Here is a 15,644-nt window from a genome sequence, read left to right on the forward strand (position 1 = left end):
GGAGGAGGGGAGATGAGCATCAGCATCGTCCAACTGGGCACGCCGCGAGCCGCCGATGAAGGGTTGCGCATCGGCACCGTGCGCCGGCCGCCACGGGGCGTACCCAAGGCCGAATTCGCCAGCCGCGACTACTACGACACCTGGCTACCCCTGCTGGCGCCCAGCGCGGACCTGATGGCCGAGGGCAAGGCCGCCGAAAGCGACGCCGACTGGGCGCGCTTCGCCAAGCGCTACCGCGCCGAAATGGAAGGCGGGGAGGGCGCCAGGGTGCTGGACCTGCTGGCCGCTCTGTCCCACGGCAGCCACTTCGCGGTCGGCTGCTATTGCGAGAACGAGGCACGCTGCCATCGATCTCTGCTGCGTCAGTTGCTGGCCGAGCGCGGCGCGTCGATTCGCTGATCCCCGCGGCGGAAACGCCCACCACCTCCCTCTGGCAGTCCTACGACCAATGGCGCAAAATCGCGCCTCGTCGACGGAAGGCGCTGAGTATTAAGGCGCCTTCATTCCTATACTTCTGAGGTATGGGTCTTACTCTTCTTTTCCTTCCTTCATTTTTTCTTTCTTTACTGGACGCATCGTGAAAATTCGCAGTTCGATCGCCAAGCTGTTCGTTCTCGGTACCTGCCTGTTCGTTTTTGCAGGCTCTCCGGCCCAAGCCCAGGAAGCGCCGCTGCCGGTTCGCGACCCGGCTCAACTGCACCTGGCCTCCGGCAGCGTGATGTTGCTGGACCTGAACACCGACAAGGTCCTCTACTCCCGAAATCCTGACCTGGTTGCCCCGATCGCCTCGGTGACCAAGCTGATGACCGCCATGGTGGTGCTGGACGCCAAGCAGCCCATGGACGAGGTCATCTCCGTGACCATCCGTGACAACCCGGACATGAAAGGCGTGTATTCGCGGGTACGCGTGGGCAGCCAGGTCAATCGCCACGACATGATGCTGATGACCCTCATGTCGTCGGAGAACCGCGCCGCCACCACCCTGGCCGAGTCCTATCCCGGCGGTTATTCGGCCTTCATCAAGGCGATGAACACCAAGGCCCGCGCACTGGGCATGACCAGCACCCGCTATGTCGAACCCACCGGCCTGTCGCTGCACAACGTGTCCAGCGCCCACGACCTGGTGCTGCTGCTCAAGGAAGCACGCAAGTACCCGATGCTGAGCCAGCTCAGCACCACGCCGGAGAAGACCATCACCTTCGTCAAGCCGCGCTACAGCCTGGGCTTCCGCAACACCAACAGCCTGGTACGCAAGCCCGGCTGGAGCATCCAGGTGACCAAGACCGGCTTCACCGACGAGGCGGGACACTGCCTGGTGATGCTGACCCACATGAACGGCCGCCCGGTCGCCATGGTGCTGCTGGATGCCTTTGGCAAATACACCCACGTGGCCGACGCCACGCGCATGCGCCGCTGGCTGGAAACCGGCAAGAGCGGCCCGGTACCGGCGGCGGCGAAGAACTACCGCCAGTACAAGGACAACCAGATTCGCCAGGCGACGGTGCAGAACAGCGCGCAGTGAGGAAATGGGGCAGGCCTGTCGCCTGCTTGGCGAATGAATTGGCTTGCCAGAGCCTTGTAGGAGCTAGCTTGCTAGCGAAAAGGCACCATTCGCTGGCAAGCCAGCTCCTACGGGCGATCCGGCTGCGCGCGGCGCACCCTACGGAACGAGTCCGCGCAGCCGGGATTCCAGCCTTCCCAGCAACCCTTCTGCTACCTCCTTCAATACTTCCTCCGCTTCATCCACCAGTGCCGACGAGGGTCGGTATTCCGGGCGGATCAGCTGCACGCGGAATGGCACGGACGTCTGTAGCCGGCGTATCTGTACCCCGCGCCCGACCTCGTCCAGGGCGCTCAGCGGGTTGACGATGGCCAGGCCCAGCCCCTGGCGGACCATGGCGCAGACCGAGGCGGCAGTGCTGGTTTCCACCACCATCCGGCGCTCCACCCCGGCGGCCTGGAAGTGGGCGTCCAGGCTCTGCCGGTAGATATCCAGGCCAGACAGGCTGATGAACGGGCGACCATGGAAGTCCGCCAGTTCCAGCTCGGATCTGCTCAACAGTTCGTGGCCATCCGGCAGCACGCAGACCATATCGGCGGCGAATAGGGTCGAGCCTCGTGTGCCGCGGGGCAGCAGGTCGGTTTCCGACAGGCCCAGGTCATGCCGCTGGCCGCTCAGGGATTCCTCCAGCAGGGGCGACTCCTGAGCGCTGATGGACAGGCGCACGCCCGGATGGCGTTCGAGAAAGGCCTGGCAGAACCTCGGCAGCAGGGTCTGGGCAAAGACCGGAAGGCCGGTGATGGCCAACTGGCCCTGGTCGAAGCGGCGGATGGCCTGGGCCGCGCCGACGATGCGTTCCAGTCCGGCGTAGGAACGCTGCACCTCGTCGAACAACGCCAAACCCTGGGCGGTGGGGGCCAGGCGGCCGCCCTCGCGATCGAACAGGCGGAATCCCAGCAGGTGCTCGAAGCGCGCCAACTCGCGGCTCACGGTGGGCTGCGAGGTGAACAGCAGGCGCGCGGCGCCGGTGACGCTGCCAGCGGTCATCACCGCGCGGAAGATTTCGATATGGCGAATGGAAAGGTCCATGGGGCGCTCGGAAACAGGTGTCAGTACATATCAATAATGAATGGCGTGATCATAAATTGGTATTTTATTGAATCGTCCCGTCTCGCCATCATGACGTCATCCTGAATTCCGGAGGCCGCCATGCGCCCGAATATCCCCGCCGCTACCCTCGCCACTCTCGCCCGTGAACACGGCACCCCGCTGTGGTGCTACGACGCCGCGGTGATCCGCGAGCGCATCGCCCAGCTCAAGGGCTTCGACGTGATCCGCTTCGCCCAGAAGGCGTGCTCCAACCTGAGCATCCTGCGGCTGATGCGCGAAGAGGGTGTGCAGGTGGACGCGGTGTCCCTCGGCGAAATCGAACGCGCGCTACTGGCCGGCTACTCGCCCAAGGGCGAACCGGCAGGCGTGGTACTGACCTGCGACCTGCTCGACCGCGCCACCCTCCAGCGCGCCGTGGAACTGGGTATCGAGGTGAACGTCGGCTCCATCGACATGCTCACCCAGCTCGGCCAGGCCAGCCCCGGCCACCGCGTCTGGCTGCGCATCAACCCCGGCTTCGGCCACGGCCACAGCCAGAAGACCAACACCGGCGGCGAGAACAGCAAACACGGCATCTGGCACAGCCAGTTGCACGATGCGGTGGCGGTGATCCGCGAATACGGCCTGGTGCTGGTGGGGCTGCACATGCACATCGGTTCGGGCGTCGACTACAGCCACCTGGAAGAAGTCTGTGGCGCCATGGTCGGCGCGGTGCGCGACCTGGGCTGCGACCTGGAAGCGATTTCCGCTGGTGGCGGCTTGTCGATCCCCTATCGCGATGGCGACCCGGTGGTGGACATCCCGCGCTATGCCGAGCTGTGGAACCAGGCCCGTCGCGATATCGAAGGCATCGTGAAGCATCCGGTGCGCCTGGAACTGGAGCCGGGCCGCTTCCTGGTGGCCGAATCCGGCTGCCTTCTGAGCGAAGTGCGCGCGGCGAAGGATGTGGGTAACAACCACTTCATCCTGGTGGATGCCGGCTTCAACGACCTGATGCGTCCGTCCATGTACGGCAGCTTCCACGGCATGAGCCTGCTGGACGCCTCCGGCAACCCGTCCGCCGCCCCGCAGCGCCCGACCGTGGTGGCCGGCCCGCTGTGCGAGTCCGGTGACGTGTTCACCCAGCACGACGGCGGCCTGGTGGCACCGCGTGCCCTGCCGGCGGCCCAGGTTGGCGACCTGCTGCTGATCCACGACACCGGTGCCTATGGCGCGTCGATGTCCTCCAACTACAACAGCCGTCCGCTGCTGCCGGAAGTGCTGGTGGATGGCGATGATGTCCGTCTGATCCGCCGTCGCCAGCCCCTGGCGGACCTGCTGGCGTTGGAGCAGTTCTAAGGATCAGTCTTGCTGAAAACCTGTGGGGGCGAATTCATTCGCTAAGGGCCACATCGTGGCCCCTTGGAAGTCGGCACGGCGGACCTGCGGTCCGCTCAGCGATTGAAATCGCCCCCACAATCAGCGGGATCGGCAGGCATGTCCCCTTGCTTCCCTTGATCCAACCCGCACAATGCGGCGCCATGACCTTCGAATCCCCCCTCGCCGCCTACCGCCATGCCCTGGAGCAGGGTGGGTTCCAGCCGGACCCGGCCCAGCGCCATGCCGTGGATTACCTGCAGGCCTGTCATGAGGCGCTGCACCGCGCTGGCGAAGTGACCGGCGTCTATCTCTGGGGCCCGGTGGGGCGTGGCAAGACCTGGCTGATGGACCGTTTCCACCAGAGCCTCAAGGTCCCGGCCCGGCGCCTGCATTTCCATCACTTCATGCGCTGGGTGCACCAGCGGCTGTTCCAGCTCACCGGCACGCCGGACCCGCTGCGGGCGCTCGCCCGTGAACTGGCGGAAGAGGTGCGGGTGCTCTGCTTCGACGAGCTGTTCGTCAACGACATTGGCGACGCCATGCTGCTCGGCCGCCTGCTGCGGGCGATGTTCGACGAAGGTGTCGCCATGGTCGCGACGTCCAACCAGCCGCCCCGGCAGCTCTATGCCGATGGCTTCAACCGCGAGCGCTTCCTGCCCGCCATCGAGGCCATCGAACAGCACATGGAGGTGGTGGCGGTGGACGGTGGGCAGGACCATCGTCTGCATCCCGGCGCGGCCCACCAGCGTTATTGGGTGGCCGAACCCGGACAGCCCAGCGCCCTGGCCGAGGTATTCGAGCGCTTGGCGACGGGGCAGGGCGTTTCGAACGAACCCGTGGAACTGGGCCATCGTCCGGTGCCGGTGGTGCGTCAATGCGCGGCAGCCGCCTGGTTCCGCTACGCCGACCTCTGCGAGCAGCCGCTGGCAGCGCTGGATTTCATCGCCCTGTGCGACCGCTTTCCAGCGATCCTGCTGGGCGATGTCCCCAACCTCAGCGCCGCTCGCCGCGAAGGTCGCATCGCCCGTGGCACCGAGGATGGCGCCGAGCGTGTGGCCGCCGGTGACCGAGAGCTTCCGCAGCTGTCGGTGCATGACGATGGTGTGCGCCGTTTCATCGCCCTGGTGGACGAGTGCTACGACCGCCGGGTACCGCTCTACCTGGAAGCGGCCGTAGCCATGGAATGCCTCTATACCGAGGGCTATCTGGAGTTTCCCTTCCGCCGCACCCTGAGCCGCTTGCGCGAGATGCAGCTCGAACGCTTCTGACGCCGCGCTACTTGAGCTGGTCCTTGACCGCCTCCAGTCCGGCGTTCGCGCATTGTTCGTCCAGGTGGCCCCCGGGCGCGCCACCCACGCCCACCGCGCCGATCACCTCATCCCCTACCTTTATCGGCACGCCGCCGCCCAGTATCAGGAAACCGTCGATCATCGGCAGGTGCTGGGAGGCGGGGTTCTTCTGCACGTTTTCCAGAATCTCGCTGGTGCTGCGCTTGGTGGAGGCGGAGGTGTAGGCCTTGCGCCGGGCGGAATCGAGGGTGTGAGGTCCGGCCTTGTCGGCGCGCATCACCACACGCACACCACCGGCGCGATCCACTACCGCGGCGGTGACGTTGTAGCCCTTGGCGGTGCAGGCCTTGACCGTCGCGCTGGCGATCTCGGTGGAGACGCTCAGGGGCAGGTATTTTTCGCTGGGGATCTCGGCCCGGGCGCAGAGGCAGACGGCAAGGCTGCTCAGGGCAAGGAGCTGGAGTGGTTTCATGGGGAATCTCCTGTCGCAATCATCGGACCGGAACGGCCGATGGGATCGAGGCGGGTGCCTTCGGTCAGGGGACAGGGACGGCGGAACGATGTCGCCAAGGAGGCGCTGGCCGTACTTTGAAGCCTAGCCAGCCTGCTTAACATTTGTTAATGCCGCCGTCGGAGCGGCCCCCAAGAATCGGCGGACAACAACGCGCAGGTCCAGGAGGCCGCCATGTCCCGCCCGATTCCCACCACCGTCTATGAACTCTTGCAGGCTTCTGCGACCGCCTTTGCGGATCGCACGGCGCTGACCTACATCCACGAGTTGGGGGCGGACATCGGCGATCAGGACCTGAGCTACGCAGCGTTCTTCGTCCAGCTCAATCGCAGCGCGCGCCTGCTGCTGGACCTGGCGGGTGGGCGCAGGCCGGTCATCACCTTGTTGCTGCCGAACATTCCGCAGAGCCAGTGCCTACTCTGGGCGGCGGCCAGCGTCGGCATCGCCAACCCGATCAACCCATTGCTGAATGAAGAAGCCCTCGCCAGCCTGATGGAGAAGGCCGGCACCGACCTCGTGGTCGCCCTCGGGCCGGTGCCGGGGTCCGACCTGTGGCAGAAGGCGGTGGGGGCCGCGCAGCGCCTGTCGAAGCGGCCCAGGTGCCTGTCGGTGCTGGTACCGGGCGGCGAGCTGTTCTACGACCGCCTGCAGCAGGATTACAGCGGCGAGGTACTGCAACCGGAGCTGCTGCCGCAGTCGGAGGACATCGCTGCCTACTTCCATACGGGAGGCACCACCGGCTTGCCCAAGTTGGCGCGGCAGACCCACGGCAACCAGGTGGCCGCCGCCTGCGCCTATCGGGCGCGCATGGCCGCCGGGCCCGAGGACGTGGCAATGAACGGCCTGCCGATCTTCCATGTGGCCGGTGCCCTGGTGAACAGCCTGGGCGGCCTGGCCAGCGGGCTGCGAATGCTGCTGCCGACGTTGGGTGGCTTCCGCAATCCGGAGGTGATCCGCCAGCACTGGCGTCTGGTCGAGCATTACGGCGTCACCCTGAGCGGCGGCATTCCCACTTCAGTGGCGGCGATGCTGGAAGTGCCGATCGACGGGCACGACATAAGCAGCCTGCGCTTCATGCTGTCCGGCGGTGCGCCGGTGCCGGCGGCCCTGTGCGAAAAGGTGAAGGCGCTGACCGGCCTGGAGCTGTACCAGGCCTATGGCATGACCGAATGTACCGGGGTTATCGCCTTGCCCAACCTGGCCCGCCCGGCCATTCCGGGCAGCGCCGGGCATGTGGCAGAGCCGATTGAGGTGCGGATCGATGGTGGGGAAGTCTGTGTGCGGGGGGCCACGGTGTTTCCCGGCTACCTGGGCCAGGAGCGGTCGCCACTGGAAGATGGCTGGCTGCGCAGCGGCGATCTGGGACATCTGGACGAAAACGGCAACCTGTTCATCACCGGCCGCGCCAAGGACCTGATCATCCGCAGCGGCCACAACGTCGACCCGGCGCTGATCGAGAACTGCCTGGAGAGTCACCCGGCAGTCTCCATGGCAGCCGCCGTGGGCATGCCCGACGAGTACGCCGGCGAGCTGCCGGTGGCCTTCGTGCAGTTGCGCCAGGGCCAGACGGCCAGCGCCGACGAGTTGCAGCAGTACGCGTTCGAGCACATTGCCGAGCGTCCGGCCTGCCCGAAGCGGGTGTTCCTGGTGGATGCCCTGCCGGTGACGGTGGTGGGGAAGATCTTCAAGCAAACGCTGCGGGAGTTGGCGGCGGCCAGCGCTTACCGCGAGCGGATTGGCAGCGCCTGCCCGACGCTGGATTGCGAGATAACCCAGGGCTCGGATGGCGGCCTGTGGATAAGCCTGGCGAATGTGCCGGCCGAATTGCGTGAGTTCTGCGCGGAGCGGGCCGAGGCGCTGGGGCTGCAGGTGCGCGAAGTGCTCAGTCCGCCCGCTTGCGCTTGACCCGCGAGAAGGACACCGGGTCCATCCCGAGGTAGCTGGCCAGATGGTACTGGGGCACCCGATCCATCAGCCACGGCTCGTTCTCCAGCAACCACTGGTAGCGTTGCTCGCTGTTGCGGGTGAGCAGCAGCGCCTCACGGTCCTCGTTGCGCAGCATGATCTGTCGAACAACCAGGTTCTGCATCTGCAACAGTTGCGGAAAGCGTTCGCCGTCCTGGTCCTGTATCGCCAGGGGCAGGCTCGCCAGCCGGCACCTTTCCACGGCGGCGATGTTGTAGGTGCAGGGCTGCTGTTTGAGGTAGGCGCTGAGGGAGCCGATCAACTGACCTTCGCGAAAGAAGGTCTTGTTCCACTGGCGGCCTTCCGGGGACAGGTAGTAGTAGCGCGCCACGCCGGAGAGGATCACGTAGAAATGCGTGGGACGTTCGCCGGCGCGGATGATCAACTGGTCGCGATCGTAGTCGCGCAGCTTGAGCACCTGCATCAGGTGCTCCTGCAATGTGGGATCGGTCATGCCGTGGGCATGGAAGATGTCTTGCAACTGGGCCTGGATGTCGGCGGGGATCATGGGGCTCGGCCTGGGGCTGTCGGGTTCATCTAAGCACAGCCCGGGGCACTGGAGAATTGCCCGCCGCGCCGGTGTGGCTGACACTAGACTCCTTTATCAATCTCCACCTAGAAGGAATTCACCCGTGTCCCCACGCCCGCAAGACAGCTGGGAGCAGATCTGCCTGGCTGCCGGTCTCGATCCGCAGAAGCGCCTGGCCGCCCGCCAGACCGTACTCGGCCACGCCGATGCCCTGGACTGCAGCCTCTATCGCCCCGACGAGAATGACCTGGACGCCGAAGAGGAAGACCTGGGCGATGCGCGCATCCTCTTCACCGGCCACTTCGAGGCGCCGGCTGAGTGGAGTGCACAGGAACGCGACGACTACTTCGGCGATATCGAGCCTTCCGCCTTCGTCACGGCGCTGATCGAGTGCCAGGCCGACCCGGAAACCCGCGACTTCTTCCTCGCCGATGCAGGCGACTTCGTTGCGGTGGTCACCGCCTCCGGCGAAGTGCAGATGTTCTATCTCTACGACTGCAACGAAGACGACGACGGCCTGCATTGCGTGCTGGTGCGGGAAGACGAAGAGGACTGAGTTCCGCTGGTGGACGTAAACAGCGACGTCCACCCTGTAGGTTGTGGCTGAGCTACGCGAAGCCCAACGGTGCGGACTTGATGCGGCGCCATGTTGGGCTTCGCTGCGCTCGCGGAACGCCGCCCGGCCCAACCTACGGAAAAGCGCCTGGCGAGTAGCGTGGATTCTGGGTGAACCACGAATGGTGGACCGGTGAAGCGTGCTCCCCCTGTAGGTTGTGGCTGAGCTACGCGAAGCCCAACGGGGCAAACCTGATGCCACGCTACGTTGGGCTTCGCTGCGCTCGCGGAACGCCGCCCGGCCCAACCTACGACAGCGCATCTTGCAAGGGTCTTTCAGCGCAGGTTCACATGCCGGCTGATCAGCGCCCGCAGCGCGGCCGGCTTCACCGGCTTGGCCAGGTAGTCCAGGCCGGCGGCGTGGACTTCGGCTACCAGTTCGGCGCGGCCGTCAGCGCTGATCACCACGCCGGGCAGCGGTTCACCCAGGCGGGTGCGTAGCCAGGCCATGAGTTCGGTGCCGGTTTCCCCTTCATCCAGGTGGTAATCCACCAGCGCCAGTTGCGGCCGCACTTCCTCGGCCAGCAGGTGCTCGCACTCCAGGCGATTACGCGCGGTCCAGACCTGGCAGCCCCAGCGCGACAGCAGGCTGTGCATGCCGGTAAGGATGCTGTCCTCATTGTCGATGCACAGCACCTGAGTACCGTTGAGGGCCTGGCCGTTGGCTTCGGCCTGCTTCTGTATGACGGGCGAGGGCTGCTGCGCACGGGCCATGGGCACGGTGACGCTGAACACGCTGCCCTTGCCCGGCCAGGAGCGCACTTCCAGCTTGTGGCCGAGCACGCGGCAGAGGCCGTCGGCAATCGCCAGGCCCAGGCCAAGGCCTTTCTCGGCGCGTGTCTGGTGGCTGTCCAGGCGCTTGAACTCTTCGAATATCACCTTGCGCTTGTCTTCCGGGATTCCCGGGCCACGGTCCCAGACTTCCAGGCGCAGATTGTCGCCGTCCCGCCGCACGCCCAGCAGCACGCGCCCCTTGGCGTAGCGGAAGGCGTTGGTGAGGAAGTTCTGCAGCACCCGGCGCAGCAGTTTCATGTCGCTTTCCACCCGCAGCTTGCTGCCGCGCAGGCGGAAGTCCATGCCCTGTTCCTGGGCCAGCACCTTGAACTCGGCGCCGAGGGTGTCGAACAGGGAAGCGAGGGGGAAGGCGTTGCGGTCCGGGGTGACACGACCGCTTTCCAGGCGCGAGATGTCCAGCAGGTCGGTGATCAGGTCCTCGGCTGAACGCAGCGAGCTGTCCAGGTGGTTCACCAGTTCGCGGGCCTCGCGGGGCAGCGCGTCCTGCTGGTGGCCGAGGGCGGCGGAGAACAGCCGCGCCGCGTTCAAGGGTTGCATCAGGTCGTGGCTGACGGCGGCGAGGAAGCGGGTCTTGGACTGGTTGGCCGCTTCCGCGGTGCCCTTGGCCTCGGTGAGCGCTTGGTTGAGCTTGGACAGTTCCTGGGTACGCTCGGTGACCCGCTGTTCCAGTCCTTCATTGGCGTCCTTGAGCCCCCGCTCGGCCTGGCGGTAGGCGGTGATGTCGGTGAAGCTCATGACGAAACCGCCGCCGGGCATGGGGTTGCCGATCAACTCGATGACCCGGCCATTGGGGAACAGGCGCTCGGAGGTATGTGGCGTGCCCTGGCGCATCCAGAACAGGCGGCGGGCGACATGGGATTCCACCTCGCCCGGACCGCACAGGCCGCGCTCGGCGTTGTAGCGGATGATGTCGGCGATGGGGCGGCCGACGCTGATCAGCCCGTCGGGGTAGTCGAACAGTTCCAGGTAGCGGCGGTTCCAGGCCACCAGGCGCAGGGACTGGTCCACCACGCTGATGCCCTGGGTGATGTTCTCGATGGCGCCTTGCAGCAGGGCGCGGTTGAACTGCAGCACCTCGGAGGCTTCGTCGGCGATACGCACCACGTCCTCCACCTGCATCTCGCGGCCTTCGATGGCCGCCTTCACCACGGCCCGCGCCGAGGAGGCGCCGAGCACGCCGGCGAGCAGGCGTTCGGTGTGGGTGATCCAGTCCTGGTTGGCGTTTTGCGTCGGGTTGAAGCTGATGCCCAGGCGATAGGCGAAACGGATGAAGCTCTGCCGCGCCCGCTCTTCGCCGACGAAGCGCGAGGCGAGCATCAGCAGGTCGTCCACCTGTACCGCCAGCAGGGTGCGGGAACTGGCGCGCGCGGACACCTGCTGGCCGATGAAGCGGCTGGCCTGCCAGTGTTCAGAAACGCGGGTGCGGGAGAACACCGATACCCAGGCGAAGAGGAGCCAGTTGCCGGCGAGGGACAGCACCACGCCCTGGGTCAGCGGCTCGATGGGCAGATCCAGGGGGTTCGCCATCATCCAGGCCAGGCCAGGGAAGTTCTCCAGCGGCCAGCCCAGGCCACGCGCCATCACCGGTAGCACCAGGGTGTAGGCCCAGAGCGCGGCGCCGGCAGCGAGGCCAGCGAACACGCCGCGGCGGTTGGCCTGTTTCCAGAACAGCGCGCCGATCATCGCCGGGCCGAGCTGGGCGATGGAGGCGAAGGCGATCTGGCCGATGGTCGCCAGGCTCGCGGTGGAGCCCAGCAGGCGATAGCTGACATAACCCAGCAGGATGATCACCACGATGCTCACCCGGCGTACCGAGAGCATCCAGTGGCGGAACACTTCGAAGGGCCGTTCGGCGTTCTGCCGGCGCAGCAACCAGGGCAGCAGCATGTCGTTGGACACCATAGTCGACAGCGCCACGGCTTCGACGATCACCATACCGGTGGCCGCCGAGGCGCCGCCGATGAAGGCCAGCAGCGCCAGGGCCGGATGGGCCTCGGCCAGCGGCAGGCTGATGACGAAGGAGTCCGGGATTACGCCGCCGGGCAGCAGCATCTGCCCGGCCAGGGCGATGGGCACGACGAACAGGGCGGCCAGGGCGAGGTAGATCGGGAAGACCCAGCGTGCCTGGCGCAGGTCACGGGGTTCGATGTTCTCCACCACCGTCACGTGGAACTGCCGGGGCAGGCAGATGATGGCGAGCATGGCGAGGCCCGTTTGCACCAGCAACGAGGACCAATCCACAGGCTGCGACCAGTAGTGGTCCAGCTGCGGGGCGCTGCGGGCGCGCTCGAACAGGTCGTCGAATCCATCGAACAGGCCGAAGGTGACGTAGGCACCCACCGCGAGGAAGGCCAGCAGCTTGACCAGGGATTCGAAGGCGATTGCCAGCACCATGCCGCGGTGGTGCTCGGTGGCATCGAGGTTGCGGGTACCGAAGAGGATGGTGAACAGGGCCAGCACCAGGGACACGATCAGCGCCGTGTCCTGGGCGCGGGTGCCGGAGGCTTCGGGGCTCGGACCGATCAGCAGGTTTACCCCGAGGACGATGCCCTTGAGCTGCAGGGCGATGTAGGGCAGCACACTGACCAGGCAGATCAGCGCCACCACCACCGCCAGGGCCTGGGACTTGCCATAGCGGGCGGCGATGAAGTCGGCGATGGAGGTGATGTTCTCCTGCTTGCTGATAAGCACCATCTTCTGCACCACCCAGGGCGCCAGCAGCAGCAGGAGCACGGGGCCGAGGTAGATGGGCAGGAAGTTCCAGACCTGCCCGGCGGCCTGGCCGACGGCGCCGAAGAAGGTCCAGCTGGTGCAGTAGACCGCCAGCGACAGGCTGTAGACCCAGGCGCGCATGCGCGGGGACAGCGGCGTACTGCGGCGGTCGCCGTAGAAGGCTATGGCGAAGAGAACGGCCATATAGAGGAAGGCGACCGTGGCGATCAGCCCGCTGGACAGCGACATTGCGACTCCGGTTGGTACGGTGGCGGGGGAGGCCCGCGAGAATTCGGCTTCCAGCAGTTTCGCACCAAAGCCGGCAATTCGTCAGGCCGCTGCGACCAAGGTCGCAGGCGCTATTGAGCCCCCGCACGGGGGCTGCTAGCGTGCTGGTTCACCCGCGCTTTTCCGTTTTTCCCGCGCGGGCACCTGCACGGCACTTCCGCTTGGCGCGACGTACTCATCCGGCAGGGTCCTTTCGCCTGAGGAGGGCGCAGATGTTCAATCCACAACCAGTCACCCTGCAGCGCGGCGCATTGCGCCTCGAACCGCTGGTGGAGGCCGATATCCCGGCGCTGGTGACCCTGGCCGAAGCCAACCGCGATGTCCTGGTCTACATGAACGGTCCGCTGCGACCCGACTGGTATCGCCAGGCCCTGGCCGCCCAGCGGGAAGGTCGGGCAGTGGTCTTCGCCATCCGCCTGGGCGACAACCTGGTGGGTACCACGCGCTTCGCCGATTTCATCCCCAACCTGCCGGCCGCCGAGATCGGCTGGACCTGGCTGGCCGCCGGCGAGCATGGCAGTGGCCTGAATGCCTCGATCAAGTACCTGATGCTGCGTCACGCCTTTGAAGAGTGGCAGCTGGTGCGGGTGCAACTGAAGACGGCCGCCAGCAATCTGCGCTCCCAGCGTGCCATCGAGAAACTGGGCGCCCAGCGCGAGGGCGTGCTGCGCAACCATCGCCGCTTGGCCGAGGGCCGCCTCGACGACAGCGTGCTCTACAGCATCACCGACCACGACTGGCCGGACGTGAAGCAACGCCTGGAGGCGCTGTTCAGCGCGTAATGGATATGGCGAGCGGCGAAACGACACGGTTCTGGCAAGCCAGCGAGTTAGGCGGGGTGGAGCTGCTCCATGCCCGCTACATTGAGCAGCGTTTCGCTCCCCATGTGCATGAAGGCTATGTGTTCACCGTGATCGAGTCCGGTGCGCAGCGCTTCCGTCACCGTGGCAGCGACCATCTGGCGCCGGTCGGCAGCATGGTGCTGATCAATCCCGATGAGTTGCACACCGGTTCCAAGGCCCATGAGCAGGGCTGGCGCTACCGGGGCTTCTATCCGGACCTTGAACGGGTGACGGATGTGCTGGAGGAACTGGATATCCGGATGAACGGCCTGCCGGGGTTTGCCGATAGCGTTATCCAGGACCCGGAGGTAGCGGCAACCTTCATTCGGCTGCACCAATTGCTGGAGGACAGCACTCCCGCGCTTCAGGTACAGACGGCCTGGCGCGAGGCGATTCTATTGCTGTTCCGACGCCATGCGCGTGTCGCCGTGCCCCGCGGCGCCGGGATCGAGCCACGGGCCGTGGCGCTGGCGCGGGATATTCTGTCTGCGCGCCTGGCCGAGCCGCCGTCTCTCGAAGACCTGGCCACCGAAGTGGGGCTCTCGCCCTTCCATTTCGCCCGCACTTTCCGCCGCGCCACCGGGATGCCGCCCCATGCCTGGCTCAAGCAGCAGCGCCTGGACCAGGCCCGCGCCCTGCTCAAGGCCGGCTGCGCACCGGCCGGCGTTGCTGCGCAGCTGGGGTTTGCCGACCAGAGCCACCTGACCCGTCAGTTCAAACAGGCCTATGGCGTTGGGCCGGGTGAATATCGCAACGCCTGCGCAAGATCGTTCAAGACCCATTGATGGCTGTCCGCTAGCCTTCCGGGACAAGGAGGCCCCATGTCCCGTATCACTGAGTTCATCCACGGCGCCCGAGACATCGTCCCGATGATCGTCGGCGCCATTCCGTTCGGCATCATCTTCGGCACCCTCGCGGCCGGGGCCGGACTGTCCGCCTGGCAGACCCTCGGCATGTCGCTGCTGGTGTTCGCCGGCTCGTCCCAGTTCATCGCCATTACCCTGCTCAGCGGCGGCGCCGGGGCAGCGGTGGTGCTGCTGACCACCTTCGTGGTCAACCTGCGCCATGCCCTCTACAGCGCCACCCTGCAGCCCTTCGTGCGTCACCTGCCGACCCGATGGCGGATGCCGCTGGCGTTCTGGCTGACCGACGAAGCCTTTGCCGTGGTCCAGCATCGCTACGCCGAAAAGGACGATTCGCCGCACAAGCACTGGTACTTCTTCGGCGCCGCCCTGGCCATGTACCTGAACTGGCAGCTCTGCACCCTGATGGGCGTGCTCTTCGGCCAGGCGGTGCCCAACCTGGCAGCCTGGGGCCTGGACTTCGCCATGCTCGCCACCTTCATCGGCATCGTGGTGCCCATGTTGCGCAACAAGCCGCAGGTAGCCGCCGCGCTGGTGGCTGGCGCCGTGGCGTTGGCTTGCCAGGGCCTGCCGTACAAGCTGGGCCTGATGGCGGCAGCCCTCTGCGGCATCGCCGTCGGGGTGGTGCTGGAACGTCGTTATCGCCTCGATCTGATCCGGGAGGACATCTCGTGCAAACCTGGAGCCTGATCCTCGGTATGGCGGCCATTACCTTCGCCATCCGCTACAGCCTGTTCGCCTGGCCCAACCTGAGCTTCCCACCGGTGGTGCGCCAGGGCCTGCACTACGTGCCGACCGCCGTGCTCACTGCCATCGTAGTGCCGGGAATGTTGATGCCCGATGGCCAGAACCTGCATCTGGCGCTGGATAACGCCTACCTGCTGGCGGGCCTTGGCGCCATCCTGATCGCGGCCCTGAGCCGCCACCTGCTGGCGACCATCCTCGGTGGCCTGGTGCTGTTCTTCCTGCTGCGCTGGGCGCTGGGGCAGCTGCCGATCTGAATCGGGGAACTGGCCTGTAGGGGCGATTTCAATCGCCAAGCGGACCGCAGGTTCGCCCGTCGATTCTGCTGGGGGCAGCTTCGCCGCCCTTGGCGAATGAATTCGCCCCCACAGGGAACGCTTCGCGAGCAGAGCTCGCTCCTACGATCCAGGTCTGCGAATTCGCACAAACATCTTTCCTGTGAGTGTGGCTTTCGGCCATTGTCCTGCTGTCCAATCAGCGACGTGCGGATTCAGTCGCATGGGGCTACTCCACTGCCAACC

14 protein-coding genes are annotated in these 15,644 nt (G+C 66.0%); 10 read left to right on the plus strand and 4 right to left on the minus strand.

Going from position 1 to position 15,644, the window contains the following annotated elements:
- The first annotated feature begins 12 nt into the window (after positions 1–12).
- Together E8F06_RS25520 and pbpG are read left to right on the plus strand one after the other, a co-directional pair.
- Positions 13–399, plus strand: a complete 387-nt coding sequence (locus E8F06_RS25520) for a DUF488 family protein (protein WP_280372087.1) — start codon at positions 13–15, stop codon at positions 397–399.
- 178 nt (positions 400–577) lie between these two features.
- On the plus strand, positions 578–1,522 hold the full coding sequence (gene pbpG, locus E8F06_RS25525) for a D-alanyl-D-alanine endopeptidase (RefSeq protein WP_280372088.1): 945 nt from the start codon (positions 578–580) through the stop codon (positions 1,520–1,522).
- A 138-nt stretch (positions 1,523–1,660) separates the two neighbouring features.
- On the opposite strand, the gene E8F06_RS25530 is transcribed toward pbpG, so the two are convergent.
- A complete protein-coding gene (locus tag E8F06_RS25530) occupies positions 1,661–2,590 on the minus strand; it encodes a LysR family transcriptional regulator (RefSeq protein WP_280372089.1) in 930 nt (309 codons plus the stop codon).
- Positions 2,591–2,710: 120 nt separating this feature from the next.
- Here E8F06_RS25530 and lysA point away from each other — a divergent pair, with 120 nt between their 5' ends.
- Both lysA and zapE read left to right on the plus strand, forming a co-directional pair.
- Positions 2,711–3,949: a diaminopimelate decarboxylase gene (gene lysA, locus E8F06_RS25535; RefSeq protein WP_280372090.1), complete on the plus strand. Its 1,239-nt coding sequence runs from the start codon at positions 2,711–2,713 to the stop codon at positions 3,947–3,949.
- A 182-nt stretch (positions 3,950–4,131) separates the two neighbouring features.
- Positions 4,132–5,238, plus strand: coding sequence for a cell division protein ZapE (zapE, locus tag E8F06_RS25540; RefSeq protein WP_280372091.1), 1,107 nt, complete (start codon positions 4,132–4,134; stop codon positions 5,236–5,238).
- 7 nt (positions 5,239–5,245) lie between these two features.
- Here the strand turns inward: zapE and E8F06_RS25545 are convergent, their stop codons facing one another.
- Positions 5,246–5,731 (minus strand): heme-binding protein, encoded by a 486-nt coding sequence (locus E8F06_RS25545; protein ID WP_280372092.1) that lies wholly within the window; start codon positions 5,729–5,731, stop codon positions 5,246–5,248.
- 213 nt (positions 5,732–5,944) lie between these two features.
- On the opposite strand from E8F06_RS25545, the gene E8F06_RS25550 reads away from it, so the two are divergent.
- Positions 5,945–7,675: an AMP-binding protein gene (locus E8F06_RS25550; protein WP_280372093.1), complete on the plus strand. Its 1,731-nt coding sequence runs from the start codon at positions 5,945–5,947 to the stop codon at positions 7,673–7,675.
- Here the strand turns inward: E8F06_RS25550 and E8F06_RS25555 are convergent.
- Positions 7,653–8,243, minus strand: coding sequence for a Crp/Fnr family transcriptional regulator (locus tag E8F06_RS25555; protein WP_280372094.1), 591 nt, complete (start codon positions 8,241–8,243; stop codon positions 7,653–7,655). The genes E8F06_RS25550 and E8F06_RS25555 overlap by 23 nt on opposite strands.
- A 124-nt stretch (positions 8,244–8,367) precedes the next feature.
- Between E8F06_RS25555 and E8F06_RS25560 the strand changes: the two genes are divergently transcribed.
- Complete coding sequence (locus E8F06_RS25560) at positions 8,368–8,820, plus strand: hypothetical protein (protein ID WP_280372095.1); 453 nt, start codon at positions 8,368–8,370, stop codon at positions 8,818–8,820.
- 335 nt (positions 8,821–9,155) lie between these two features.
- Here the strand turns inward: E8F06_RS25560 and E8F06_RS25565 are convergent, their stop codons facing one another.
- On the minus strand, positions 9,156–12,635 hold the full coding sequence (locus E8F06_RS25565; protein ID WP_280372096.1) for a PAS domain-containing hybrid sensor histidine kinase/response regulator: 3,480 nt from the start codon (positions 12,633–12,635) through the stop codon (positions 9,156–9,158).
- A 251-nt stretch (positions 12,636–12,886) separates the two neighbouring features.
- Here E8F06_RS25565 and E8F06_RS25570 point away from each other — a divergent pair, with 251 nt between their 5' ends.
- The 4 genes from E8F06_RS25570 to E8F06_RS25585 are packed head-to-tail and all read left to right on the plus strand — an operon-like array spanning position 12,887 to position 15,380.
- Positions 12,887–13,456: a GNAT family protein gene (locus tag E8F06_RS25570; protein WP_280372097.1), complete on the plus strand. Its 570-nt coding sequence runs from the start codon at positions 12,887–12,889 to the stop codon at positions 13,454–13,456.
- Positions 13,457–13,461: 5 nt separating this feature from the next.
- Positions 13,462–14,301 carry an AraC family transcriptional regulator gene (locus E8F06_RS25575; RefSeq protein ID WP_280372098.1) on the plus strand — a complete coding sequence of 280 codons (840 nt, stop codon included), beginning with the start codon at positions 13,462–13,464 and terminating at the stop codon, positions 14,299–14,301.
- 36 nt (positions 14,302–14,337) lie between these two features.
- Complete coding sequence (locus E8F06_RS25580; protein WP_280372099.1) at positions 14,338–15,069, plus strand: AzlC family ABC transporter permease; 732 nt, start codon at positions 14,338–14,340, stop codon at positions 15,067–15,069.
- Entirely contained in the window at positions 15,051–15,380 is a 330-nt protein-coding gene (locus E8F06_RS25585; protein WP_280372100.1) for an AzlD domain-containing protein, read from the plus strand. Before E8F06_RS25580 ends, E8F06_RS25585 begins: the two co-directional genes overlap by 19 nt.
- Positions 15,381–15,644: the final 264 nt, after the last annotated feature.

It is taken from the genome of Pseudomonas sp. BN411, assembly GCF_029871235.1.
Lineage (GTDB): Bacteria > Pseudomonadota > Gammaproteobacteria > Pseudomonadales > Pseudomonadaceae > Metapseudomonas.

Coding starts and splice junctions, on each gene's coding strand:
- E8F06_RS25520 (WP_280372087.1), top strand. CDS start 13: ATGAGCATCAGCATCGTCCAACTGGGCACGCCGCGAGCCGCCGATGAA.
- E8F06_RS25530 (WP_280372089.1), bottom strand. CDS start 2,590: ATGGACCTTTCCATTCGCCATATCGAAATCTTCCGCGCGGTGATGACC.
- lysA (WP_280372090.1), top strand. CDS start 2,711: ATGCGCCCGAATATCCCCGCCGCTACCCTCGCCACTCTCGCCCGTGAA.
- zapE (WP_280372091.1), top strand. CDS start 4,132: ATGACCTTCGAATCCCCCCTCGCCGCCTACCGCCATGCCCTGGAGCAG.
- E8F06_RS25545 (WP_280372092.1), bottom strand. CDS start 5,731: ATGAAACCACTCCAGCTCCTTGCCCTGAGCAGCCTTGCCGTCTGCCTC.
- E8F06_RS25550 (WP_280372093.1), top strand. CDS start 5,945: ATGTCCCGCCCGATTCCCACCACCGTCTATGAACTCTTGCAGGCTTCT.
- E8F06_RS25555 (WP_280372094.1), bottom strand. CDS start 8,243: ATGATCCCCGCCGACATCCAGGCCCAGTTGCAAGACATCTTCCATGCC.
- E8F06_RS25565 (WP_280372096.1), bottom strand. CDS start 12,635: ATGTCGCTGTCCAGCGGGCTGATCGCCACGGTCGCCTTCCTCTATATG.
- E8F06_RS25570 (WP_280372097.1), top strand. CDS start 12,887: ATGTTCAATCCACAACCAGTCACCCTGCAGCGCGGCGCATTGCGCCTC.
- E8F06_RS25575 (WP_280372098.1), top strand. CDS start 13,462: ATGGCGAGCGGCGAAACGACACGGTTCTGGCAAGCCAGCGAGTTAGGC.
- E8F06_RS25580 (WP_280372099.1), top strand. CDS start 14,338: ATGTCCCGTATCACTGAGTTCATCCACGGCGCCCGAGACATCGTCCCG.